The organism is Brachybacterium hainanense (assembly GCF_042434575.1).
Taxonomy (GTDB): Bacteria; Actinomycetota; Actinomycetes; order Actinomycetales; family Dermabacteraceae; genus Brachybacterium; species Brachybacterium hainanense.
The window spans coordinates 38,007-59,566 of the sequence record NZ_JBHLSV010000017.1; the positions used below are offsets into that span (position 1 = coordinate 38,007).

21 protein-coding genes are annotated in these 21,560 nt (G+C 72.9%); 6 read left to right on the forward strand and 15 right to left on the reverse strand.

The genetic code is table 11. The features are described from left to right. Positions 1-4: 4 nt before the first annotated feature. A complete protein-coding gene (locus ACFFF6_RS13515) occupies positions 5-1,255 on the reverse strand; it encodes an MFS transporter (protein ID WP_376981574.1) in 1,251 nt (416 codons plus the stop codon). 143 nt (positions 1,256-1,398) lie between these two features. Continuing rightward, positions 1,399-2,010: a TetR/AcrR family transcriptional regulator gene (locus ACFFF6_RS13520; RefSeq protein ID WP_376981576.1), complete on the reverse strand. Its 612-nt coding sequence runs from the start codon at positions 2,008-2,010 to the stop codon at positions 1,399-1,401. 148 nt (positions 2,011-2,158) lie between these two features. On the opposite strand from ACFFF6_RS13520, the gene ACFFF6_RS13525 reads away from it, so the two are divergent. Beyond that, positions 2,159-2,908 (forward strand): hypothetical protein, encoded by a 750-nt coding sequence (locus ACFFF6_RS13525; protein WP_376981578.1) that lies wholly within the window; start codon positions 2,159-2,161, stop codon positions 2,906-2,908. 19 nt (positions 2,909-2,927) lie between these two features. Here the strand turns inward: ACFFF6_RS13525 and ACFFF6_RS13530 are convergent, their stop codons facing one another. Together ACFFF6_RS13530 and ACFFF6_RS13535 are read right to left on the reverse strand one after the other, a co-directional pair. After that, a complete protein-coding gene (locus ACFFF6_RS13530; RefSeq protein ID WP_376981580.1) occupies positions 2,928-3,929 on the reverse strand; it encodes a hypothetical protein in 1,002 nt (333 codons plus the stop codon). 58 nt (positions 3,930-3,987) lie between these two features. Continuing rightward, on the reverse strand, positions 3,988-4,242 hold the full coding sequence (locus ACFFF6_RS13535; protein ID WP_376981581.1) for a hypothetical protein: 255 nt from the start codon (positions 4,240-4,242) through the stop codon (positions 3,988-3,990). Between the two features lie 117 nt (positions 4,243-4,359). Here ACFFF6_RS13535 and ACFFF6_RS13540 point away from each other — a divergent pair, with 117 nt between their 5' ends. Continuing rightward, positions 4,360-4,911, forward strand: a complete 552-nt coding sequence (locus tag ACFFF6_RS13540) for a DUF1990 domain-containing protein (RefSeq protein ID WP_376981583.1) — start codon at positions 4,360-4,362, stop codon at positions 4,909-4,911. Between the two features lie 126 nt (positions 4,912-5,037). Here ACFFF6_RS13540 and ACFFF6_RS13545 read toward each other — a convergent pair whose 3' ends face one another. Next, positions 5,038-6,219, reverse strand: coding sequence for an NAD(P)/FAD-dependent oxidoreductase (locus tag ACFFF6_RS13545; protein WP_376981585.1), 1,182 nt, complete (start codon positions 6,217-6,219; stop codon positions 5,038-5,040). A 92-nt stretch (positions 6,220-6,311) separates the two neighbouring features. Then, entirely contained in the window at positions 6,312-7,304 is a 993-nt protein-coding gene (locus ACFFF6_RS13550) for a hypothetical protein (RefSeq protein ID WP_376981587.1), read from the reverse strand. Positions 7,305-7,558: 254 nt separating this feature from the next. Here ACFFF6_RS13550 and ACFFF6_RS13555 point away from each other — a divergent pair, with 254 nt between their 5' ends. After that, positions 7,559-9,262, forward strand: coding sequence for an MATE family efflux transporter (locus ACFFF6_RS13555; RefSeq protein WP_376981589.1), 1,704 nt, complete (start codon positions 7,559-7,561; stop codon positions 9,260-9,262). A gap of 121 nt (positions 9,263-9,383) precedes the next feature. Here the strand turns inward: ACFFF6_RS13555 and katG are convergent, their stop codons facing one another. The 3 genes from katG to ACFFF6_RS13570 form a co-directional block, all read right to left on the reverse strand. Continuing rightward, positions 9,384-11,591, reverse strand: a complete 2,208-nt coding sequence (gene katG / locus ACFFF6_RS13560) for a catalase/peroxidase HPI (protein WP_376981591.1) — start codon at positions 11,589-11,591, stop codon at positions 9,384-9,386. Beyond that, complete coding sequence (locus tag ACFFF6_RS13565; RefSeq protein ID WP_376981593.1) at positions 11,591-12,106, reverse strand: Fur family transcriptional regulator; 516 nt, start codon at positions 12,104-12,106, stop codon at positions 11,591-11,593. The genes katG and ACFFF6_RS13565 overlap by 1 nt, the downstream gene beginning before the upstream one ends. Before the next feature lie 80 nt (positions 12,107-12,186). After that, positions 12,187-12,669 (reverse strand): VOC family protein, encoded by a 483-nt coding sequence (locus ACFFF6_RS13570; RefSeq protein ID WP_376981595.1) that lies wholly within the window; start codon positions 12,667-12,669, stop codon positions 12,187-12,189. A gap of 96 nt (positions 12,670-12,765) precedes the next feature. Here ACFFF6_RS13570 and ACFFF6_RS13575 point away from each other — a divergent pair, with 96 nt between their 5' ends. Continuing rightward, positions 12,766-13,806 (forward strand): LLM class flavin-dependent oxidoreductase, encoded by a 1,041-nt coding sequence (locus tag ACFFF6_RS13575; RefSeq protein WP_376981597.1) that lies wholly within the window; start codon positions 12,766-12,768, stop codon positions 13,804-13,806. Positions 13,807-13,818: 12 nt separating this feature from the next. Here the strand turns inward: ACFFF6_RS13575 and ACFFF6_RS13580 are convergent, their stop codons facing one another. From ACFFF6_RS13580 to ACFFF6_RS13595, 4 genes are all read right to left on the reverse strand, one after another. Beyond that, positions 13,819-14,139 carry a DUF4333 domain-containing protein gene (locus ACFFF6_RS13580; protein ID WP_376981599.1) on the reverse strand — a complete coding sequence of 107 codons (321 nt, stop codon included), beginning with the start codon at positions 14,137-14,139 and terminating at the stop codon, positions 13,819-13,821. 135 nt (positions 14,140-14,274) lie between these two features. Beyond that, positions 14,275-14,604, reverse strand: a complete 330-nt coding sequence (locus ACFFF6_RS13585) for a DUF4333 domain-containing protein (RefSeq protein ID WP_376981600.1) — start codon at positions 14,602-14,604, stop codon at positions 14,275-14,277. A gap of 176 nt (positions 14,605-14,780) precedes the next feature. Beyond that, positions 14,781-15,797, reverse strand: coding sequence for a glutaminase A (glsA, locus tag ACFFF6_RS13590; protein ID WP_376981602.1), 1,017 nt, complete (start codon positions 15,795-15,797; stop codon positions 14,781-14,783). 58 nt (positions 15,798-15,855) lie between these two features. Then, positions 15,856-16,350: a flavin reductase family protein gene (locus ACFFF6_RS13595; protein ID WP_376981604.1), complete on the reverse strand. Its 495-nt coding sequence runs from the start codon at positions 16,348-16,350 to the stop codon at positions 15,856-15,858. A gap of 223 nt (positions 16,351-16,573) precedes the next feature. Between ACFFF6_RS13595 and ACFFF6_RS13600 the strand changes: the two genes are divergently transcribed. Together ACFFF6_RS13600 and ACFFF6_RS13605 are read left to right on the forward strand one after the other, a co-directional pair. Next, positions 16,574-18,436, forward strand: a complete 1,863-nt coding sequence (locus ACFFF6_RS13600) for a hypothetical protein (protein ID WP_376981606.1) — start codon at positions 16,574-16,576, stop codon at positions 18,434-18,436. 52 nt (positions 18,437-18,488) lie between these two features. Next, on the forward strand, positions 18,489-19,076 hold the full coding sequence (locus ACFFF6_RS13605) for a P-loop nucleotide/nucleoside kinase family protein (protein WP_376981608.1): 588 nt from the start codon (positions 18,489-18,491) through the stop codon (positions 19,074-19,076). On the opposite strand, the gene ACFFF6_RS13610 is transcribed toward ACFFF6_RS13605, so the two are convergent. Both ACFFF6_RS13610 and ACFFF6_RS13615 read right to left on the reverse strand, forming a co-directional pair. Continuing rightward, positions 19,048-20,460: a glycoside hydrolase family 32 protein gene (locus tag ACFFF6_RS13610; protein WP_376981610.1), complete on the reverse strand. Its 1,413-nt coding sequence runs from the start codon at positions 20,458-20,460 to the stop codon at positions 19,048-19,050. The two genes, ACFFF6_RS13605 and ACFFF6_RS13610, sit on opposite strands and share 29 nt — an antisense overlap. Further along, positions 20,457-21,515, reverse strand: coding sequence for a LacI family DNA-binding transcriptional regulator (locus ACFFF6_RS13615; RefSeq protein ID WP_376981612.1), 1,059 nt, complete (start codon positions 21,513-21,515; stop codon positions 20,457-20,459). Before ACFFF6_RS13615 ends, ACFFF6_RS13610 begins: the two co-directional genes overlap by 4 nt. Positions 21,516-21,560: the final 45 nt, after the last annotated feature.

Here is a 21,560-nt window from a genome sequence, read left to right on the forward strand (position 1 = left end):
GGTCTCAGCGGGCGGTGGGGGAGAGGGCGGTCCGGTCGGGGTCCTGCACGGTCGGATCGGGATCGTGCATGCCGCGGCGCAGGTACGGGCTGCGCAGAGCCGGGACGATGGTGACCAGGGCGAGGACCGCCAGGCCGATGCCCAGCACGATCGGGGCGCGCAGGCCGTGCAGCGGGATGAGGGCGGCTCCGGCGGCGGAGCCGATCATCACCCCGAGCGTGATGAAGGATCCGTGGATGGTGTTGACCATCGGCGCGGTGCTCCCGGCGCGCTGGACCCGGACGGCCATCGCCGGATTCATCGTGACCCCGACCAGGCCGATGCCGAGCATCGCCGCGAGCGCGAGCGGAGGCGCGTCCGCGAAGACGGCGAACCCGGTCAGGAAGAGCGCGTTCAGGCCCGTGCCCAGCAGCAGCGTCGAGACGGTGTGCCGGTCGGCGAGCCGTCCGACGACGATGTTCCCCAGCAGCGTCGCCGCCCCGTAGGCCAGAAGGAGGACCGGCACGGCGGATGCCGGGAGCCCGGTCACGTCGGTGAGGATCGGGGTCAGGAAGCTGAACACGGAGAACGTGGCGCCGATGATGAGGGTGCTGGAGGCCAGGGCGAGCAGCAGCTGGGGACGACGCAGGACGGCGAGCTCCGAGCCGAGGGCGGGGGCGGGGGCGGCATCGGCCGGTGCGGCGGGCAGGCGTACGAGGGCGAGGGTCAGCGCGGCGGCGGCCGCCGTGATCGCGGAGATCGCCCAGAAGGCGGCACGCCATCCCAGCTGGCCGCCGACGAAGGTCGCGAGCGGCAGGCCGAGCAGGGTGCCGAGCATCAATCCGTTCATCACGACGGCGACGGCCCGGCCGCGGGTCCGCTCGTCGACGAGCTGGACGGCGAGGGAGACGGCGATCCCGAAGAACGCCTGCGAGGCGGCGCCGCCGATCACCCGTGCGAGGACCATCATCGGGTATCCGGTCGCGAGGGCCGCCAGCACGTTGCCGCCGAGGAAGATCGCGAACACGACCATGAGGGCGGCCCGCGGCGGGACGCGTCGGAGGGCGAGGGCGAGCAGGGGGCCGCCGATCGCCATCGCGGCGGCGAAGACGGTCACGAGGTAGCCGATCTGCTCGATCCCGGTGCCGAGGCCGGCGGCGAGCTGCGGCATGAGCCCGGCGACGGTGAACTCGCTGGTCACCATGGCGAAGACCCCGGCGGCGAGGATGAGGACGGCGGGAGGGATCGGTGCGGTGCGGGCGACGGGGAGGGTCATGGACTTCTTTCTGTATCGGGAGATCCAAAATCTGGGCGCGCGGGGGCCGAGGGTGCGATCGGCTGTGGGGCGGGAGCAGACGGTGCTGCAGCGGCACCTCGCATGCGCAGGGGCGCGTCAGGTGCCGCTGCGCGGCCTTCTGCTCACGCCCTCGGGAGGAGGAGGGCGGCGAGGCCTGCGAGGGCGATGCTGCGCAGGGCCTCGGGAGGGGTGCCGGTCTGGGCGGTGACCCGCAGACCGGAGATGACGGTGGTCACCAGCAGTGCCCCCTCGGCCGGATCGATGCGCCTCGAGACGGAGCCGTCCGACTGTCCGGCCCGGATCGCGCCCTCGAGCTGCGAGATCCGTGCCCGCAGGTCGCCCTCGAGGATGTCGGCCACGCGCGGGTCGCGCCCGCGCAGATCCGGGTCCATGAGGGACTGCACGACCATGCAGCCCGCCGCATGACCGCGGGACCGCGCCTCCTGCTCCTCGCCGATGATCAGCTCGAGCAGGTCGCGCAGGCGCTGTGCCCCGGAGACCGACTCGTCGGCGAGGACCGAGCGCTGGCGCGCCCCCGTGACCTCCACGTAGCGCCGCAGGGCGCGGAGGAACAGCTCCTCCTTCGAGACGAAGGTGTTGTAGAGGCTGCTGCGCCGCACCCCGGCGGCCCCGCACAGCTGTTCGGTGGACGTCCCGGCGAAGCCGTGCACCCGGAACTCGCGGGCGGCGGCGTCGAGGACGGCGGTCTCGTCGAATGCGCGGGGTCGGGCCATGGGAGGCACCCTACCCTATTTTTGGATGATGAAATACAGAATCAGATCCCTCGGGTGCGCACCGGGTCCGTCCCGATGTCGACCGCCGCGCGATCCGGCTGGTCTAGGCTCGGGGATCCCTCCTCGCCCCGACGAGCGGAGCCCGCGCATGACCCCCGACCCGTCCACCCCGATCCTGCCGTCGCCGGACCGTCCCCGTGCGGGATCCGCGCGCAGCTGGAGCCTGCCCGCGCGGATCGTCGCGGTGCTCGGTGCTCTGCTGGGCGCCGTCGGATTCGTGGTCGCCGTGGGCGACCCGGACGGCGAGAACCCGTGGAGCGCCCTCATGTTCGCCGGTCCCGCGCTCGCCGGTGCCTTCCCCACCCTCGAGCTCGCCTGGGACCCGCGTCATGACCAATCCCTGGAACGGGTCGCACGGCGCTGGTTCCTGTTCCCCGTGATCGGCGCGATCGGCGCGCTGATGACCCTGGGCGCCGCGGAGCTCGCCGCGCGCGCCAGCGGCGCGCTGCCCGCCGCGCGCGCTGCGGATCCGTACCACTACTGGTTCCCCGTCGACGGTCCGGCCGCCCCGTTCCTCCCCTTCGCGCTGCTGGGCTACGTCGCCGGTCTCCTGCTGGCCCTGACGTTCTTCGTGCTCGTCCTGCTCCCCCTGCAGGCGCTGCTGCGGCCTGCGCAGGCCGTGCGGGAGGCGGGCCTCGACGACGCGCCCGAGCATCTGGGCCGCAACCGGATCGTCGTGCTGCTCACGCCGCTGCTGGTGCTGGGAGCCGTCGCGATCGGGGTCGGGATGGCGCTGGAGATCCCGCTGCTGGCGACCATCGCGACCGTGCTCGAGGTGATCATGACGCTCGCCTGCGTCCGTCTGCAGCGTCGCGCCCCGCGAGCCGGGACGGGCTGAGGGTGCTGGCTGCGCCCGGTCAGCCGGAGGCGCCCAGGAGCCCGGGCAGCGACCGCTTCTGATGGATGTCCAGGAAGATCCCGCCGCGCTGGGTCGAGGTGATCCGGACCATCGCTCCGTCCGTCGTGACCTCCGCCGGCCCCAGGATCTCGGTCCAGGCCTCGAGGGTCCACGGATCGGTGCCGTCGGCGATCTGCGCCTCCGCGGCCGCGGCGAGGTCGCGGGCCTCCTGTTCGTCCCCGGTCTCGACGCACAGCACCTCGGACCAGTCCTCGATGCTCGTGCCCGTCGTCGCGATGGCGAGGCCGGTCGCGCCCCCCGGCAGGTCGGCGGCGCCCTCGGCGGTCAGGTAGGCGCTGACCGCATCGGGACCCAGGCACGAGGCGAGGGCGTCGTAGGTTCCGGTCTCCGCGAGGGTCTGCTCCGGCTGCGCCCAGGCGCGGACTGTCGCCGGGTCCGAGCTGCCCACGAGGACGTCGTCGTGGTACCAAACCGTGTTGAGGCTGCCCAGGCTCGCGGCGTGGCCGAGCTCGTCGTCCGGGTCGAGCTCGTGCGCGCCGCGGCGCTCCACCAGCTCCCCCTCGCCGACCGTGCTGCGCTCGCCGCCCTCGCCGAAGGCGGCGACCACGGCGCCCTCGTCCATCCCCGTGAAGCGGAACGACGTCTGCGGCGGCATGCCGATCGAGAGCGCGACCGCGTCCTCGGCGCCGACCGCCGGCACGAGACCCGGCGATGAGGCCGCCTCCGCGCGCAGCGGGCCGAGCCCGATGCCGGCGAGCTGCGAGAAGGGGTTCGGATCCTCGTTCGCGGGGAGTTCCTGCAGGGTCCGGGTTGCCGCCATGTCGGAGAAGAGCAGCTCGGCCTCGGCGCCCTGGCCTGCAGGGACGTGTGCAAGGGCTGTCTCGAGCGCGCTTCCGCCGGCGCCGAGGAGGTTCCCGGGGACGGCTGTGCAGGAGGACGCGGCGAGGACGGCGGCGACGGCGACGATGCCCGCCAGGGTCTGCGTGAGCGTGGATCGCATGGCGTCAGTGTCCCCTGGAACGGGCCGTGACGCACGGAGGCGGAGCCTCCCGCCGGGCTCAGGCCCGCCGCTCGCGGCCCCGCCTGCGGAGCTCCTCGATGCCCCGCAGGACCAGGAGCACCCCGCAGACCACGACGAGCAGCCACTGCTCGGCCCAGATCGACACGCCCAGCGTGATCGCGAGCAGCCCGACGTAGGTGAGGTCCAGCACCGTCTCGGACACGCCGAGGAGCGCGCTGCCGAAGCGCCCGCGCAGCAGGCGCAGCGCGAGCAGCAGGACGATCAGGGTGAGGGCGAGGACTTTGAGGACCACCGGGCAGCTCCTGGGCAGAGGTCCCTCGACCCTACCCGCCTGTCCGCGAGCCGGCGCGTCCGTCCCGGGGAGCGCCGATGCCGTGCGGACCGCAGGTCCGGATGGCACGATGCGTCCATGCAGCCGCGGGAGCCCCTCACCTATCCCGAGGTCGGCGGGACTCTCCGCGCCGACCTGGTCGACCGGCCGCCGCCCGGCTGCCGGGCGGTCGAGCGGCGGGTCCGCATCGGCGAGGGCGAGGCGGCCTGGCGTGCCGCCGCGGAGGAGGCGCTGCGCTGGGGGATCCAGCGGCGCTCGGGGATCCGAGTCGCCCCGGCGCGCCCGGGTGCGCTCGAGCTGGGGGACGACGTGGTGATGCGCGTCCCGCTGTGGCCGCGCGACGTCCCGTGCCGCGTGGTGCTGACCGTCGATGAGGAGCCCGGCCCCGGAGGGACCGCGGTGCGCGGCTTCGCCTACGGAACGCTTCCGGGGCATCCGGAGCGCGGCGAGGAGGTGTTCCTCCTCGAGCACGAGCCGGACGGGTCCGTCTGGCTGCGGATCCGGGCGTTCTCCCGCCCTGCGAGCTGGATCTTCCGGCTCGGGTACCCGGCCGTGCTCCTGATGCAGCGCATCTACACGGACCGGTATCTGCGCTCGCTCACCGGGGTGGCGCGGGCCGCCGCGTCCTGAGCACGGCGGACCGCTTTCCGGTCGCGGCGCCGGGCGGTGATCCAGGTGTTCGCCGGGACCATCGCATCGGGCACCAGCTGGCAGGTGCGGACGCGGCCCACCTTCTCGGAGGAGACGATCCGCGCCTCACCCCGGAAGGTCCGCGGCGTCCCCGCCGACCAGCCTCCGGACCTCCTCGATCGCATCCCAGTCGTTGACGTGCATGCCGGCGACGACCGTCCCGTCGCGCAGCCAGTACGCCCGGAACACCCGCCCGGGCACATCACCCAGCAGACGGACCTCCTCGCAGGCCCGCTCCCCGGGGTGTCCCACGTACTCCATGCCCAGGTCGTACTGGTCGGTGAAGAAGTAGGGCAGGCGCTCGTAGGGCTCCTCAGACCCCAGCAGGGTCCCCGCCACGTGCTTGCCCTGCTCGATCGCGGCATCCCAGTGGTCGACTCGCATCCTCCCCAGCCGCGGATGATCGTGCAGGGCGACATCGCCGGCGGCGCAGACCCGCGGATCCACGGTGCGCAGGGCGGCGTCGACCTCGATCCCTTCCGTCCCGGGAAGGCCCGCCGCCGCGGCGAGCTCGATCGCGGGCGCGGCGCCGATGCCGACCAGGATCGTGTCGACCTCGAGGACGGATCCGTCGGACAGCTCCGCGATGGTCACCTCGCCTTCGCGGCGCACCGCCTTCACCTCCACCTGCGTGCGCAGGTCCACGCCGTGCTCGCGGTGCAGCCCCGCGAACACCTCCGCCACCTCCCGGCCCAGCACCTGCACCAGCGGAAGCTCCCCGCGCACCGCGACCGTCACGGTCCCGCCGGCGGCCCTCGCCGCGGCGGCGACCTCGAGACCGATCCACCCGCCTCCGATGATCAGCAGCCGGCCGGAGAGCCGCTCCTTCAGGGCGACCGAGTCATCCAGGGTCCGCAGATACCGCACATCGGCGCCCTCGACCTCGAGGGACCGCAGACGTCGGGGATTCGCGCCCGGCGCCAGCAGCAGCCGGTCGTAGCCGAGGCGCTCCCCGCCCGCGAGGAGCACCTCGCGCGCCTCGCGATCGATCGACTCCGCCCGCACCCCGCATCGCAGGTCGATGCCCTGCTCGTCGTACCAGGAGAGCGGGTGCACGACGGCGGAGTCCGCCGTCGCCTCGCCCAGCAGGATCCCCTTGGACAGCGGCGGCCTCTCGTACGGCGGATGCTGCTCCGCCGCCAGCAGGGTGAGCGCGCCGTCGTAGCTCCGCTCGCGCAGCGCCTGCGCGGCGTGGGCCCCGGCGAGGCCGCCTCCGATGATCACGATGCTGCGGATGTCCTCGTCCATCGATGCCTCCTGCGGATGCGTCCGGCCGCGTGCACGGCCCCGTCCGTCCATCATGCGCCCGCCTGCGCGGAACGGCCAGGGTGCCGGCGGCGTCAGCGGCGGCGCGCCGTGAGACGACGGATCGCCCGCACCACGATCTGCCCGACGATCAGCACGATCACCGCCACCACGATCCTCGCCGCCGTGGCGTTCCCCCTCAGGTGGTCGTCGAGCACGGACATGACCAGGGCGATGCCGACGGGCAGCAGGATCAGCAGCCCCAGGACCACCGCGACAACCCGCAGCGCGCTCGCGCCGCGCCGGGGGCTCCGGGCATCGGCCTCGTTCAGCAGCGAGGTGCCCCAGGGGGTCGCGGGCGGCGCGGACCGGTCCACGAGGAGCTCCTCGGCGCGCGCGGCGAGGGCATCCGCCAGGAAGAACGCCTCCTCGACCCGCTCGGGGCGGGAGGGGTCCAGGGGCCGCCTCCCCCAGAGGGTGAGCTCGGCGCCCTCGGCCTCGAGCACGTATGCGCCGGCGAATCCGCGCAGGGCCTCGTCGACCTCCGGGGTCACGAACCCCGTGCGCGGGTCCGCCCGCGCCTCCTCCCGCACGGGACGGCTGAGCCGGATCCGCACGAACAGCTCCGACCGACGCTGCGCCCGGACCGGCATGTCCGGTGACATCGGCCAGGCGTCGCCGATCTCGACGAAGCGCTCCTCCCGTGTCCGCACGCTCTGCTGCACGATCCACGAGCCGCTGCGGAAGCGCGCGGAGGCATAGTCCCTCGCCTGCACCGACTGCTGGAAGTCCAGGTCGTTGACCTGCGCGAACACGGCGAGGCCGCCCGTGCTCCCGGTGCGGCGCACCACGCTGACGAGCAGGGCGAGCCCCATCAGGAGCAGCATGCAGAGGAAAGCGAGAAGGCCCGGATCCGCCGGGCCCTCCGCGAGAGGCACGGCCACGAGCGCGATCGCGGAGACGAGGATCAGCGCCGCGGTGATGGTCGCGGCGACCACCAGCTGCGGGTTCGTCCGCAGCACGTGCATCCGGGTGCGCGGCCCGCCCCCGCGCCGCAGCGCCGAGACGTCGAGGGAGCGCGGTGCCATGCCGGAGTCCTCCTGTGATCGCCATCGGCGGGCCGTCCGCCATCGTGCCATGGACCGGCAGGACGGACATCACAGGGAACGGCGCGCACGACCCCCTTCCGCCCGGGCACGGGATCGGAGAGCATGGAGATTCTGGCAGAGGCGCGAGCGCCCGCCCCACCACTTCCCGACGCGATGGACGCGGCCCCGGCATGCTCCGGGGCCGTCGTCGCGCGCCGGATCGTCCACCCCCACCCTCCGGAGCTGTTCTTCCCATGCCCGTCGTCCTGACCCGCGGCGCCCCCTGGCGCGTCATCCTCCTGTTCGCCGTGCCGCTGCTGATCGGCAACATCGTCCAGCAGCTGTACCAGTTCGCCGATGCGGCCGTGATCGGCCGGCACCTCGGGGTCACCTCCCTGGCCGCCGTCGGCGCCACCGGCGGGCTCCTGTTCCTGCTGCTCGGCTTCGCGATCGGCGTGAGCAGCGGCTTCGCGGTCCCCACCGCGCAGGCCTTCGGCGCCGGCGACCGCCGCGGCGTCGCCCGCTCCGTCGTCGCCGGCACGATCCTCACCGCCGCGATCAGCATCGTCGTCTCCCTCGGCGGGGCGCTCGCCGCCGGCCCGATGCTCTCCCTGCTGCGGACCCCCGCCGAACTGCTGCCCGAGGCGACCGTGTTCGCGCAGGTCAGCTTCCTGGGCGCCGGCACCGTCATGTTCTTCAACTACCTCGCCGCGATCATCCGCGCGATCGGCGACTCCCGCACCCCGCTGCGCTACCTCGTCATCGCCTGCGTGCTCAACGTCGTCCTCGTCGTCGCGCTCGTCATGGGGGCCGGCCTCGGCATCGCCGGCGCGGCGCTCGCGACCTGCCTCGCCCAGCTCGCCTCCGCCCTGCTGTGCCTCGCGCACGTGCGGGCGAAGGTCCCGGCCCTGCACGTGGCCCGCGAGGACTGGCGCATCGACCGGGCCGCGCTCGCCGAGCATCTGCGGATCGGTCTGCCGATGGGCTTCCAGGCTTCGATCATCGCGATCGGCAGCCTCGCCGTGCAGATCCGCATCAACACGCTGGGGCCCGATGCGGTCGCCGCCTACACGACGTACGCGCGCGTGGACGGCCTGGGGGTGGCGCTGCTGCAGTCCCTGGGTCTGGCCGCCACGACGTTCGCGGCCCAGAACCTGGGGGCCGGGCAGGGGCGGCGGATCCGCCGCGGCATCGTGCAGGCGCTGGGCCTCGCGGTCGCGTCCTCGCTCGCGATCGGCCTCGTGCTCGTGCTCGCCGCACGCCCGCTGGTGCGCCTGTTCGTGGGCGAGGGATCCGATGCGGTCGTCGAGATGGCCATGCTTCCCCTGCACATCAACGCCGCGCTCTACAGCGTGCTGGGCGTGCTGTTCGTGCTGAGAGGGGCCCTGCAGGGTCTGGGCCAGCCGGCGGTGCCGATGGTCACCGGCGTGATCGAGCTGGTCATGCGCCTGGGCACGGCGATCGTGCTCGGGGCGATGTTCGGGTTCGCCGGGGTCGTGTGGGGGACCCCGCTCGCATGGGCCGGCGCGGTGGCGCTGCTCGTGCCCGCCTATATGCGCGCCCACCGCTCGCTCGCCGCGCTGCCGGACGGCCCCGCGGTCACCGGCTCCTTCCCGGCGGTCACGGGCCAGATCCCCGCCGTCACCGGCCAGATCCCCGCGGTCACGGGATCGTTCCCGACCGTCACCGGGTCCTTCCCCGCGATCACCGGTGCGATGCCGGCGCTCACGGGGGCGGTCCCCGCCGTGACCGGGGCGTTCCCTGCGGTGCCGGCCCTCGCCGGGGAGGCGTCGTCCCCCGCTCTCTCCGACCCGGCGCCCGCTGCGGGGGAGCGGGAGCCGGTCGAGGACCCCGCCGTTCGCCCCGAGACCGCGCCGGCTCCGGCAGAGCCGGATGCATCCGATCCGGCGCGGGAGCTCGTCTCCACCGCCTCCGGTTCCTTCCCCGCGGGCGCCTGACGCGGCCCGACCCCGCCCGTCCGTCCGGAGACGACAGATGACCGTGGCGAGCCGAGAATCTCCGTTCTCGGCTCGCCACGGTCATATCAATCGGGCCCGGCCCGCCGGGGCCGGGTCAGGGTCAGATGTCGAAGCGGTCCTGCTCGACGACCTTGGACCAGGCGGCCACGAAGTCGCGCATGAACTTCTCCTGCGCGTCATCACCTGCGTAGACCTCGGCGATCGCGCGCAGCTCGGTGTTCGCGCCGATCACGAGGTCGACCCGGCTGCCGGTCCAGCGCTGCTGGCCGTCGGGGCCCTCGCACACGTAGGTGTTCGCGGACTCCGAGGGGCCGTCGACCGGCTTCCACGTGTTGGACAGCTCGAGCAGATTGACGAAGAAGTCGTTCGTCAGCGCGCCCGGGCGATCGGTGAGCACGCCCACCTCCGAGTCCCCGTAGTTCGCGCCCAGCACGCGCAGACCGCCGATGAGCACGGTCAGCTCGACGGGGCTGAGCCCCAGCAGGCTCGCCCTGTCCATCAGCAGGTACTCGGCCGGCATCGGCAGGCCCGGCTGCAGGTAGTTGCGCAGCCCGTCATGGGTGGGCTCCAGGTAGCCGAAGGACTCGACGTCCGTCTGCTCCTGCGTCGCGTCGCCGCGTCCGGTGGTGACCGGGACGGTGACCTCGAAGCCCGCGGCCTGCGCGCCCATCTCCACGCCGACCGCGCCGGCGATCGCCACGACATCGGCGAAGGAGGCGCCGTGCTCCGCGGCGATGCCCTCGAGCACCGCGATGACCGGGGCGAGCTTCTCCGGCTCGTTGACCTCCCAGGAGCGCTGGGGCTCCAGGCGCAAACGCCCACCGGTGACGCCGCCGCGCTTGTCGCTCACGCGATGCGAGGAGGCGGCGGCCCAGGTGGTCGAGACGAGCTGGGCCACGCTCAGCCCGGAGCCGCGCACGGCCTGCTTGACGGCGGCGAGCTGGGCCGCGGACAGGGGCGTGCCCGGACCGACGGGATCCTGCCACAGCAGCTCCTCGGCGGGGACCTCGGCGCCCAGGTAGCGCTCGCGCGGGCCCATGTCGCGGTGGGTCAGCTTGAACCACGCGCGGGCGAAGGCATCGGCGAAGGCGGCCTGGTCGTCCTTGAACCGCCGGGAGATCTTGTCGTACTCGGGGTCGAAGCGCAGCGACAGGTCGGTGGTGAGCATGCGCGGCTCGCGGCGCTCGTGGCCCTGCGCCATCGGCACCATGTCGGAGCCGCCGCCGTCCTTGGGACGCCACTGGACGTGGCCGCCCTCGTTCTCGAACTTCTCCCACTCGTAGGCGTACAGGATGTGGAAGAACTCGTTGTCCCAGCGGGTGGGGTGGTAGGTCCAGGTGACCTCGATGCCGGAGCCGATCGCGTCGTTGCCGTGGCCGGTGCCGAAATCGCTCTTCCAGCCCAGGCCCTGGTCCTCGAGCGGGGCGGCCTCGGGATCGGGGCCCTTGTGGGACTCCGGTCCGGCGCCGTGGGTCTTGCCGAAGGTGTGACCGCCGGCGATGAGGGCGACGGTCTCCTCGTCGTCCATGGCCATGCGGGCGAAGGTCTCGCGGATGTCGTGCGCGGCCGCGACCGGGTCCGGGACGCCCTCGGGGCCCTCGGGGTTGACGTAGATGAGGCCCATCGTGGTCGCGGCGAGCGGCTTCTGCAGCTCCCGGTTGCCCGCGTACCGCTTCTCCGTGCCGAGCCACTCGGTCTCCGAGCCCCAGTAGACGTCGGAGTCCGGCTCGTAGACGTCCTCGCGTCCGCCGGCGTAGCCGAAGGTCGCAAAGCCCATCTGCTCGAGCGCGACGTTGCCGGCGAGGATGAACAGGTCCGCCCAGGAGAGCTTCTTGCCGTACTTCTTCTTCACGGGCCACAGGAGGCGGCGGGCCTTGTCCAGGCCCACGTTGTCCGGCCAGGAGTTCAGGGGGGCGAAGCGCTGCTGGCCGGCACCGCCGCCGCCGCGGCCGTCCTGGACGCGGTAGGTGCCGGCGCTGTGCCACGCCATGCGGATGAAGAAGGGGGCGTAGGTGCCGAAGTCCGCGGGCCACCAGGGCTGGGACTCGGTCATGAGGGCGGCGATGTCGGCCTTGACCTCGGCGAGGTCCAGGCTGAGGAACTCCTGCCGGTAGTCGAAGTCCGCGTCCATGGGGGAGCGGACCGGCTGATGCTTGGCGAGGATCCGCAGGTTCAGGCGGTTGGGCCACCAGTGGCTGTTGGCGTCGCCGGTGGCGGGAACCGCCAGGTCGGGGGTGGCCGGGGCGCTCGCGGTCTGGCCTGCCTGTCCGTGGGGGACGGGGCAGCCGCCGATCGAGGTGTCGGTCATCAGGGGTTTCCTTCCGTGGTGGGGCAAGCGTTCGGGGAGGGGGACGATGGTTCCGCGGCGCAGGCCGCGCACAGACCTCGATAGACGACCTCGGCGGTCTCCACCTGGAATCCGTGGTCGTGGTCGGGGCGCAGGCAGGGCGCCTCGCCGAGCGCGCAGTCGACGTCGACGATGGTCCCGCAGTGGGTGCAGACCAGGTGATGGTGGTTGTCGCCGACCCGCGTCTCGTAACGGGCGAGGGATCCGGAGGGCTGGATGCACTGCAGGATCCCGGCCTCGGTGAGGGCGTGGAGAGAGTCGTAGACCGCCTGGTGCGAGGTCTGCGGGAGCGAGGCCCGCACGGTCTCGAGGACCTCCGCCGCGGCGGAGTGGGGATGCCGGGCGAGCGCCGCGATCACGGCGAGGCGCGGGCGGGTGACCCGCAGCCGGGCGTCGCGCAGCACCTGCTCGCGCCGGGCGGCGGCCTCCGGGGAGGAGCCGGCCAGCGGGTTCGCGGGGTGCGGCGCCGTGGGCATGGGACCAGTCTGCCCGCTTATCTTGAACGAGTCAAGAAATCGGGGTGCGGTCGCGGCCCCGGCCGCACCGTCCCGGCGCCTCAGCGCTGCGCCGCGGCCTCGAGACGAGCGATGTCGAGCTTCTGCTGCGTGTACATCTCCGCGGTCACGGCCGAGGCGTGCGGTCCCTGCAGCAGCTCGTAGAGCCGGTTCGGGGTGATCTGCCACGACACGCCCCACCGGTCCTTGCACCAGCCGCACTGCGACTCCGCGCCGCCGTCCGCCGTGAGCGCCGCCCACAGCCGGTCCACCTCCTCCTGCGAGTCGACGCGCACCTCGATCGAGGCCGCCTCCGTCTGCGGGAAGTGGGGTCCGCCGTTCAGCAGGGCGTACGGCACGCCCGCGAGCTCGATCTCCACGGCGAGAGACTGCCCGTCCGCGGGGCCGCCCGGCGCGGGATCGCCCTCGGCCGGGGTGTACGGCATCGTCCCGACGATGCGGGAGTTCGGGAGCAGCGAGACGTAGAACGCCGCCGCATCATCCACGCCGCCGTTGAACCAGAGCCAGGTCTTCACGCTCACCATGGCACAAGCCTGTGACGCGACGCACACTCCTGTCAATGCCCGCGGTGCTCCCGATGCGCCGGGAATCGGACCGGCATCCGCGGCGTTCGAGCGGCCATGACGCACAGCGACCCCGGCATCCTCGAGCTCGGCCTGGACACCTTCGGCGGCGTGACCGAGGACGACCAGGGAAGGCCTCTCCCGCACCCCCGGGTGATCCGCGACCTCGTCGAGGACGCCGTCCTCGCCGACCAGGCGGGTCTGGACTTCTTCGGGGTGGGCGAGCACCACCGGCCCGACTTCGCCGTCTCGAGTCCGGAGATGGTGCTCGCCGCGATCGCCGGATGCACCACCCGCATCCGCCTGGGGTCGGCCGTGACGGTGCTCAGCTCCGACGACCCGGTCCGCGTCTACGAGCGCTTCGCGACCCTCGACGCGGTCTCCGGAGGGCGTGCGGAGATCGTCGCCGGCCGCGGCTCCTTCACCGAGTCCTTCCCCCTGTTCGGCTACGACCTCTCCCAGTACGAGGTGCTCTTCGAGGAGAAGCTGGGGCTGCTCGCCCAGCTCCTGCGTGAGGAGCCCGTCACCTGGTCCGGGACCACCCGCGCGCCCCTGCACGAGCAGCGTGTCTTCCCGAGCACCGCGCACGGCATCCGCGCCTGGGTCGGCGTCGGTGGGAGTCCCGAGTCCGTGGTGCGCACGGCGCGCCACGGCATGGGCCTGTTCCTCGCGATCATCGGGGGAGCCCCGGCCCGCTTCGCCCCCTATGTCGACCTCTTCGCCCGCGCCCAGGACGAGCTCGGCACGCCTCGGCAGCCCGTCGCCGTCCATTCCCCGGGACTGATCGCGCGGACCGATGAGCAGGCCCGCGACATCGTCCGTCCCGGCTGGTACGCGATGCGGGAGCGCATGGGCCGCGAGCGCGGCTGGCCGCCGCCCGCCCAGGGCGACTTCGAGATCGAGGTCGAGCAGGGCGCCCAGTACGTCGGCTCCCCTGAGACCGTGGCGCGGAAGATCGCCCGGACCGTCCGCACCCTGGGTGTGGACCGCTTCGATCTCAAGTACGACCAGGGCGGGGTCCGCCACGACGACCTCCGTCGCTCGATCGAGCTGTACGGCACGCAGGTGGTCCCCCTCGTGCGCGACATGCTGTCGTGAGCGGGGGCGGGATCAGTTCACCGCGTCGGCGACCTGCACGTCGAAGCTCACGGTCCCGTCCTCGACGCCGGTGACCGTGACGGCGACGTCGATCGTCTGCCCGCCCGCGGAGAGCACGCAGGTGAGGGAGGCGCCGACCTCGGCCGGCAGGTCGCCCGGGCAGTCCACGGAATCGGGCGCCTGACCCACCTGCTGCGTCAGCGTGTCCGTCACCTGCTGCTCGACATCGGCCTGCGAGACGGCGGAGGCGCCGCCGATCGAGCAGCCTGCCAGGGCGAGCGTCGCGACCGGCAGCAGGAGCAGGGCGGCGGGTCGGATGCGGCGTGCGGACATGCGGATCACCTCTCGCGGCGACCGTCCAGGATGGGGCCGGGTGCCCCGCCGGCGGGCGCTCGCGGGCCAGCCTGCCCGGGGTCTCCGGCCCCCGTCCATGGGGACAGGTCCCCATCGACGCGATCGAAGCGTCCCTCAGGCCCCGTACTCGGGCACGTCGATGTCGAAGTTCACCTGCTTCCCCTCGACAGAGGTCACGGTGAGGATCGTGTCGTAGCTGGCCCCGCCGACGGTGATCGTGCAGGTCATCGTCGTCCCGACCTCGCCCGCGAGGGAACCGGGGCAGTCGGCGCTCTCGATCTCCTCCGGGAGCTGGGGGCCGATGAGGTCGATGATCTGCTTCTCGGCCTCCTCCTGCGCGACCGACACGTCGCCGCCGAAGGAAAAGGAGCAGCCCGCGAGCACAGCCGCGAGGGCGGGGAGCATGAGAGGGAGGACAAGCGGACGGGTACGGATCACAGCCATGATGAATCACCCTTTCCCCTGCGCCGGCAGCGCATGCGTGCCCGGGACCATCCCATATCCCGGCGCAGACCCCCATCGTGCGCCGCCGGATCCCGGGCCGTCCCCGGAACGCCGGAAGTCGAGGGAGGCTTTCGTGGAGGCCGTGCGGGGGCAGGTCAGCGCGAGGAACAGGACGATCACCGGGGTCCGGGAGCGGTGCTCGGCGGCGGGGAGGAGGCGAAGAGGTTCAGTCCGAGCGCCCTCGAGAGGAAGGCGCAGGCCCGGCCGCCGCGGACGCTGTTCCCGGCGTCGTCCAGCGGAGGGGAGAAGGCGCCGAGGGCGCCTTTCCCTGGGGCGACCGCGACGATACCGCCGGAGACCCCGGACTTGGCGGGCAGTCCGATCTCGAACATCCACTCGCCCGAGCGCTCGTACACGCCGCAGGAAGCGAGGACCGCGAGCGTGTCCCGTGAGACCTCCGCGGAGACCACCTGTTCTCCCGTGAGCGGGTTGACGCCCCCGGCGGCGAGCGTCGCTCCCATCACCGCGAGGTCGCGGGCGGTCACCGACAGGGAGCACTGGCGGGTGTAGATGTCGACGGTCTCCAGCGGATCCTCGACCAGGCGGCCGTAGCTCTCGAGCAGCCGGGCGAGCGCCCTGTTGCGCTGGTTGGTCAGCGCCTCCGAGCGGTACACGGCGCCGTCCAGCGTGAGGGGACGTCCGGCGAAGCGGGACAGCCCATGGCGCACATGCTCCCAGCGCTCGGCCGCGCTGGGCCCCGGCACCATGGCGGTCGTCGCGATCGCGCCGGCGTTGACCATGGGGTTCATCGGGCTTCCGTGGTTGAGCTCGATCGCCATCACGGAGTTGAAGGGGAGTCCGGTGTTGTTCACGCCGATCCGCTCGTGGACCTCCTCATGACCCAGTTCCTCGCACACGAGCGCGAAGACGAATGCCTTGGAGATCGACTGGAGGGAGAACGGGGCGGCGACCGCTCCGGCCTCGTGGACCTCCCCGTCGACGGCCATGAGGGAGAGCCCGAACAGGTCGGGATCGGCTCCGGCGAGGGCCGGGATGTAGTCCGCGACGGTGCCGGTGCGCAGACCGCGATAGCGCCCGTACGCCTCGTGCAGGAGCTCGTCGACCCGGAGATGTGGGGGAAGGTCGCCGGTGCGGGCCTCCTGGGTCACATCGAGAACATCGGCCTCGAACATGCAGAGCCTCCTGGTCGATCTGTCGGTTGAGGGGCCGAGAGCCCGGGGAGCCGTGGATTCAGCGGGGCTCGAGGCTCTCGCCGAGGCCGTGGGAGCGAGCGCGGTAGTAGACCAGCGGGTCCGAACCCTCGCGCAGGCCCTGGTCGTGCAGGCGCAGCAGAGCGAGCTCGTGGTCGCCCGCGGAGTGCACGGCCGCGAGCTCGACGACCATCCAGGCCGCGGCCCCCGGCAGGATCAGCGCGGAGCCCTCGCGCACGACGGGGTCGATGCCGTCCCAGCGCCGGCTGCGATCGGGGGCGGTGAGCTGCCGCAGGATCCCCGCCTGCGCCTCGTCGAGGATCGACACGCCGATGCGTGCGGCGGAGCGCAGACGCGGCCAGGTCGTCGACGTGCGGGTGAGGGCCGCGCTGACCAGCGGGGGATCGAGCGACACCCCCACGCTGAAGGCGGCGACGGGCATGGCGAAGCGCTCGCCGTCCTCGATCGCCGCGAGCACCGCGATGCCGGTGGGGAAGCTGCTGAACAGCTGCTTCGTCCGAGCCTGGTCATCCATGGGCACCTCCCCCTGCACGCTAGCCCGACCCGGACCGGAAGCCGCACCGTGTGTCGCCAGATGACCGCAGGCCCGATGAGCGGAGAAATGCGCTCTCCCCATCGAACGTGATTTCACGGACGATGCGCAGGCGCTTGTCCTCCCCATGTCGTGGATATCCACAATATTGTTCGGATCCGATGAACCTCTTTCTTCTCGATCGTTTCGTACGTATGATCGAGATATGTCCTCCTCGCATTCGTCCCCACCGGATCCGCACGGCGCCCGTGCCGCGGATCTCGCCCGGGTGGCGGCGCGAGGACGGATTGACGCGGTCCGTGTGGAGCTCGAGCGGCTGGCCGGAGCGGCACGGTCCGCGGCGTCCTCGTCCGGACCATCGGCGGGGTCGGCCGTGCACGCGGAGGCGTGGGAGCTCGCGGCTTCAATGCTGGACGCGACCCTGGCGAGCATGTCGGTGAGCCGGTCCACCGAGCGCCCGCTCGTGGACGCGGAACCCGGCAGCGCGGACGAGGCGTTCGCCGCGGTGGCCGCGCTCGCGGACCTCCGCACCCGCATCACGGCTCTCGAGGACCAGGCGATGCTCCGTGCGCGCGACCTGGTGCGGGCGGACAATGCCGCGCGTGGCGCCGCCGGGCGAGGGCTCGAGCATGGCCTGGTCCTGAACCTCGCCCTCGCCCGCCGCACCAGCGCGCACCGCACCGGCAGGGATCTCGCCGCTGCGAGGCGACGCCACACCTCCATGCCCGCCCTGCACAGGGCGCAGGCCGGGGCGCGCCTGGGTGAGGAGACCGTGGCAGCGGTCGATGCCGCGGTCGCGAACGCCTCGCCGCAGACGTGCGCGCGGGTCGACCGGGAGCTCGGCCGGGACCTGAGCCGTCTGGACGGGCTGGGCACCGCCAAGGTCGGCGAGCTGGTCCGCGGGATCATTCATCAGCACACGCCGCCGCAGGAGCTCCGGGACCAGGCGGAGCGCGCTGCCCGCGGCCGGTACGTGAGGATGCGGCCCCTCCCCCACGGGATGGCACGGCTGAGCGCCGTCCTGCCGGGCCTGGACGCGGCGAAGATGGACGCCACGCTGCAGGCCGCGGCGGAGTCCGAGCGAGCGGCCGGCAGCCGGATCGCCCTGGGTGCGCTGCGGGCGGATGTCCTCGCCGAGGCCGTGCACCGCTTCTACGACCAGCACGCCCATCTCGACCCCGATGAGCTCTGCGCTCCTCTCTCCGCCTCCGAAGTCGATGCCGACGCAGCCGCCGGTCTCGAGGCGGAGCTCGCCGCCGCGGCTGATCTGACCGGGACCCGGCCGGTCGGGCGGCCGGCAGGTCAGCCGGGGCACGGTGCGTTCGGGCCTCTGGGGGCCGCGACCGGATTCGACCTCGTATCCGGCGGGTGGCGGCGCCGTCTGCGGGTGCCGGACGGGGCGCCGCTCGGACCCCGGGTGGAGATCGGCATCGTCGTCACCGACCGCTTCCTGGAAGGGCGCGAGGATGACAGGGAGCTCGCCACCCTCACCGGCTACGGACAGCTGCCGGTCGCCGTGCTGCGCGCTCACCTCGAGGGACGCCCCTACGGGCACCAGATCGACGATGCGGACCTCACTCCGCAGGAGCAGGACGCGGCGGCAGAAGCCGCGATCGCGAACACCTTCTACCGCGTCCTGTACCGGCATCCCGCCAGCGGGGAGCTCATGGCCATGCAGTCCCGCTCCCGCGCCTTCCCCCTGAATCTGCGGCGTCTCGTCTTCTGGCGGGACCAGGTCTGCCGCACCCCCTGGTGCAACGCCGTCACGCGCCATGTCGATCACGTCCAGCGCCACGCGGACGGCGGACCCACCAGCTACCGCAACGCCCAGGGCGTCTGCATCCGCAGCAACCACGGCAAGGAGGAGGGCGACTGGACCACCACGCTCGTCGGTGATCCGCGAGATCCCGCCGGCACCCGCATCCGGTGGCGCAGCCGCTACGGCGTCACCGGCACCTCCCGGACATCGGCGTTCGCCCCCTTGCCCGGCCTGAACAGGCGCCGCCGTCGCGCGCTGCGCGCACAGCGGCATCGCCGGGCACGGCGCGAGGGTCCGGCCGGCCGCTGAACCCCCGATCCACCCGCAGCGACCGCGACGCCCCGATCGCTACGCTGGTCCGATGACGCAGCTCATCCTCATGGTCGGCCATGTCGGCGCCGGGAAGACCACCCGTGCGACGCGCCTCGCCCGTGACACCGGGGCGGTGCGCCTGACCCCGGACGAATGGATGGGCCCGCTGTTCCGGCACCACGATCCGGAGGGGATGCGCGATGTCCTCGAGGGGCGGCTGGTGTGGACGGCGCTCGAGATGCTGCGCGCGGGAACCGACGTCATCCTCGACTTCGGATTCTGGGGACGCGACGAACGGGCCGCCCTCGCCTGGGCCGCCGGGCGCCTCGGCGCGCGGGTTCGCACCGAGCACGTGGATGTCGACCGAGAGACCCAGTCCCGTCAGGTCGCGCGGCGCTGGGAGGAGACGCCGGAGCAGACGTGGGAGGTCACGCAGGCGGACCTCGACCGGTGGCGCACGATGCTGCAGGAGCCCGATGCGGCCGAGCTCTCCGGCATCTACTCCGAACCCCAGCCGGCGGAGGGATGGGCCGCCTGGATCTCCCGGCGCTGGCCCTCCTCCGCCGCTCGCACCTCCGCCGGGGACGTCTTCCCCGGCCCGGGAGTCGTCAGCGCGGAGGATCCACCCGGAGCGTGACCTCCCCGCCGCCGGGGAAGATCTGCTGCGAGATGACCGCACGCCCGTCCTCGAGCTCGAGCTCGACCGTGGACCGGTCCACGACCAGGCGGAACGCGACGGGATCCCCGGGTGCCGCGGGCTGGTACGGGAGGGAGCGCGCGAAGGCGGGAGCGAACTCCTGCCGATGCGCCGCCCCTCGGTCCAGCGTGATGCTGCCCTCCCCGTCGACCTCGACGACGAGCTCCGGCGCCGCGGGTTCCGTGCCGAAGCGCAGCACGATCCGGTGCGCGGCATCGGTCCGCAGCGTGCCCTGCAGGAGGAACGGCTCCGTCGACGGTACGCGGACCTCCCCGACGGGACCCGGCTCCGCCGGGACGGAGACGTCGATCGCGGGGATCGCTGCGGGGACGCGAAGACGTCCTCGCAGCTCGAGGCGGCCGTCTGCGCCGGGGACGACATCCAGCTCGCGGGGCAGCGTCATCGAGGAGCGCCACGGACCCGTCGGAGTGTGCTGGGCGTAGTCCCAGTTGTTCATCCAGCCCAGGATGACGGGTCGCCCCTCGACGCCGGAGAAGGAGACCGCCGCATAGTTGTCCTGGCCCAGGTCCAGCGGCGCCGGCCGGGCCGAGGTCGTGAAGGTGCGGCCGTCGAAGTCGCCGATCAGGGTCCAGGTCCCGGAGCCGCCCGCAGGACCGCCGGGGTTGGTGCTGAGGATGAGCACCCAGACGGGGTCGCCGTCCGGGCCGGGGACGCGCACCAGGTCGGGGCATTCCCAGACCCCGCCGTCGATATCCGGGAAGGCGAACTCGGAGGCGAGCTCCCAATCGCGGAGGTTCTCCGAGGTGTGGATCATGACCTTCTGGTCGAGGGCCTCGACCGCGATCATGACCCAGCGGCCCGTCTCGGCATGGAGGAACACCTTGGGGTCGCGGAAGTCGGAGGACCCGCGGTCCAGCACCGGGTTGTCCGCGGCGTAGGTCCAGGTCGCGCCGCCGTCCTCGGAGAAGGCGAGGGACTGCGCCTGGATGCCGGGATGCGTGGCGTGGTCCGGCGCGTAGGCGCTCGTGTAGATCGCCACGAGCGGGCCGGGCCCGCCCTCCGCGCCCAGGCCCGAGGAGTTCTGCGCGTCGTGGACGGCGCTCCCGGAGAAGATCTGCTCCGTCTCCGAGCAGGGCAGCGCCACCGGGAGGTTCTCCCAGGTCGCGAGATCGCGGGAGACCGCGTGCCCCCAGGAGAGGTTCGCATGGGTGCTGCCGAAGGGGTTCTCCTGGAAGAACGCGTGCCAGACGTCGTCGTGACGGATCAGGCCGTTGGGGTCGTTCATCCAGGTGGCGACCGGCGTGAGGTGGAACGCGGGGCGATGGACGTCGGTGCTGGGGGACAGGGGGGAAGAGGCGGTCATGGTGTGTCTCCGTGTGCGGTGGGAGCGGGGGCGGGCGCCACGGACTCGCGGCGGATGACGGGCATCGGGACCAGCTCATGGCTCAGCTCCCGGTCTCCCAGGAGCATGTCCACCCCGAGCGCGGCCATCGTGTCGTAGGGCAGGCGGGCGGTCGTGAGGCCGGGGCGCAGGTAGGTCGCGAGCTCCTCGTCGTCGAAGGAGACCACGGAGATGTCCTCCGGCACCCGCAGCTGCCGCTCGTGCAGGGCCTGGTAGACGCCGAAGGCGACGGCGTCGTTCCCGGCGAGGATCGCGGTGAGGTCGGGGTTCGCCTCGAGCAGCCGGTGGGTCTGCCGGTGGCCCGCCTCCGGGGTCCATTCGGGGATGGGGGAGCGCGCGGGCGTGATCCCCGCGGCGTCGAGCGCCTGGTCGATGCCGGCGAAGCGCAGCGCGATGGTGGCGCTGCGGCGGGGATCTCCCCAGATCTCCTCCGGGAGGTCGCCGAGGATCCCGATCCGGCGATGCCCTGCGTCGAGGAGCATCTGCGCCATGGCGTGCCCGGCAGGCCGCTCGTCGGGCAGGACGTGCGGATGGTCGGCGGGGGAGGTCCCGTTGACGAGGACCACCGGGATGTCCGCGGTCGTCTCCGGCACGTCGATCATGCGGGCCGCCATCAGGCACACCACCATGCCGTCGACGCGCCGGTCCAGCATCGCGTCGAAGGCGTCCGCGATCCCGGCCGGATCGCCTCCGGTCTCGGCGATCAGCACCGTGTGGTCGTGCCGCTTCGCGGACTCGAGGGCTCCGCTGATCATCCCGGAGGCGTGCCGGGTGAGCGTGACCTCGTCGGAGACGAGCCCGATGGTGCGCGTCCGCCCCAGGCGCAGGCTCTGTGCGGCGGGGTTGGGGCGGTAGCCGAGCTCGGCGGCGGCCGCCCGGACCCGCTCCGCGGCCTCCTCGGAGAGCCGGGAGCCGGGGCGGTTGTTGAGGATCAGGCTGACCGCCGCCTTCGACATACCCGAGCGCTCCGCGACATCGGCCAGCGTGGGCCGTGCTCCGCGTCTGGTGGGCGTCATCGTGTGCTCCTCGGTTCGTGCCCGTCGGCGATGCGCGCCGACCGG

Bases quoted from the DNA above. Each gene is read 5' to 3' on its own strand.
- ACFFF6_RS13515 (WP_376981574.1), bottom strand. From the start codon at position 1,255: ATGACCCTCCCCGTCGCCCGCACCGCACCGATCCCTCCCGCCGTCCTC.
- ACFFF6_RS13520 (WP_376981576.1), bottom strand. From the start codon at position 2,010: ATGGCCCGACCCCGCGCATTCGACGAGACCGCCGTCCTCGACGCCGCC.
- ACFFF6_RS13525 (WP_376981578.1), top strand. From the start codon at position 2,159: ATGACCCCCGACCCGTCCACCCCGATCCTGCCGTCGCCGGACCGTCCC.
- ACFFF6_RS13530 (WP_376981580.1), bottom strand. From the start codon at position 3,929: ATGCGATCCACGCTCACGCAGACCCTGGCGGGCATCGTCGCCGTCGCC.
- ACFFF6_RS13540 (WP_376981583.1), top strand. From the start codon at position 4,360: ATGCAGCCGCGGGAGCCCCTCACCTATCCCGAGGTCGGCGGGACTCTC.
- ACFFF6_RS13545 (WP_376981585.1), bottom strand. From the start codon at position 6,219: ATGGACGAGGACATCCGCAGCATCGTGATCATCGGAGGCGGCCTCGCC.
- ACFFF6_RS13550 (WP_376981587.1), bottom strand. From the start codon at position 7,304: ATGGCACCGCGCTCCCTCGACGTCTCGGCGCTGCGGCGCGGGGGCGGG.
- ACFFF6_RS13555 (WP_376981589.1), top strand. From the start codon at position 7,559: ATGCCCGTCGTCCTGACCCGCGGCGCCCCCTGGCGCGTCATCCTCCTG.
- katG (WP_376981591.1), bottom strand. From the start codon at position 11,591: ATGACCGACACCTCGATCGGCGGCTGCCCCGTCCCCCACGGACAGGCA.
- ACFFF6_RS13565 (WP_376981593.1), bottom strand. From the start codon at position 12,106: ATGCCCACGGCGCCGCACCCCGCGAACCCGCTGGCCGGCTCCTCCCCG.
- ACFFF6_RS13570 (WP_376981595.1), bottom strand. From the start codon at position 12,669: ATGGTGAGCGTGAAGACCTGGCTCTGGTTCAACGGCGGCGTGGATGAT.
- ACFFF6_RS13575 (WP_376981597.1), top strand. From the start codon at position 12,766: ATGACGCACAGCGACCCCGGCATCCTCGAGCTCGGCCTGGACACCTTC.
- ACFFF6_RS13580 (WP_376981599.1), bottom strand. From the start codon at position 14,139: ATGTCCGCACGCCGCATCCGACCCGCCGCCCTGCTCCTGCTGCCGGTC.
- ACFFF6_RS13585 (WP_376981600.1), bottom strand. From the start codon at position 14,604: ATGGCTGTGATCCGTACCCGTCCGCTTGTCCTCCCTCTCATGCTCCCC.
- glsA (WP_376981602.1), bottom strand. From the start codon at position 15,797: ATGTTCGAGGCCGATGTTCTCGATGTGACCCAGGAGGCCCGCACCGGC.
- ACFFF6_RS13595 (WP_376981604.1), bottom strand. From the start codon at position 16,350: ATGGATGACCAGGCTCGGACGAAGCAGCTGTTCAGCAGCTTCCCCACC.
- ACFFF6_RS13600 (WP_376981606.1), top strand. From the start codon at position 16,574: ATGTCCTCCTCGCATTCGTCCCCACCGGATCCGCACGGCGCCCGTGCC.
- ACFFF6_RS13605 (WP_376981608.1), top strand. From the start codon at position 18,489: ATGACGCAGCTCATCCTCATGGTCGGCCATGTCGGCGCCGGGAAGACC.
- ACFFF6_RS13610 (WP_376981610.1), bottom strand. From the start codon at position 20,460: ATGACCGCCTCTTCCCCCCTGTCCCCCAGCACCGACGTCCATCGCCCC.
- ACFFF6_RS13615 (WP_376981612.1), bottom strand. From the start codon at position 21,515: ATGACGCCCACCAGACGCGGAGCACGGCCCACGCTGGCCGATGTCGCG.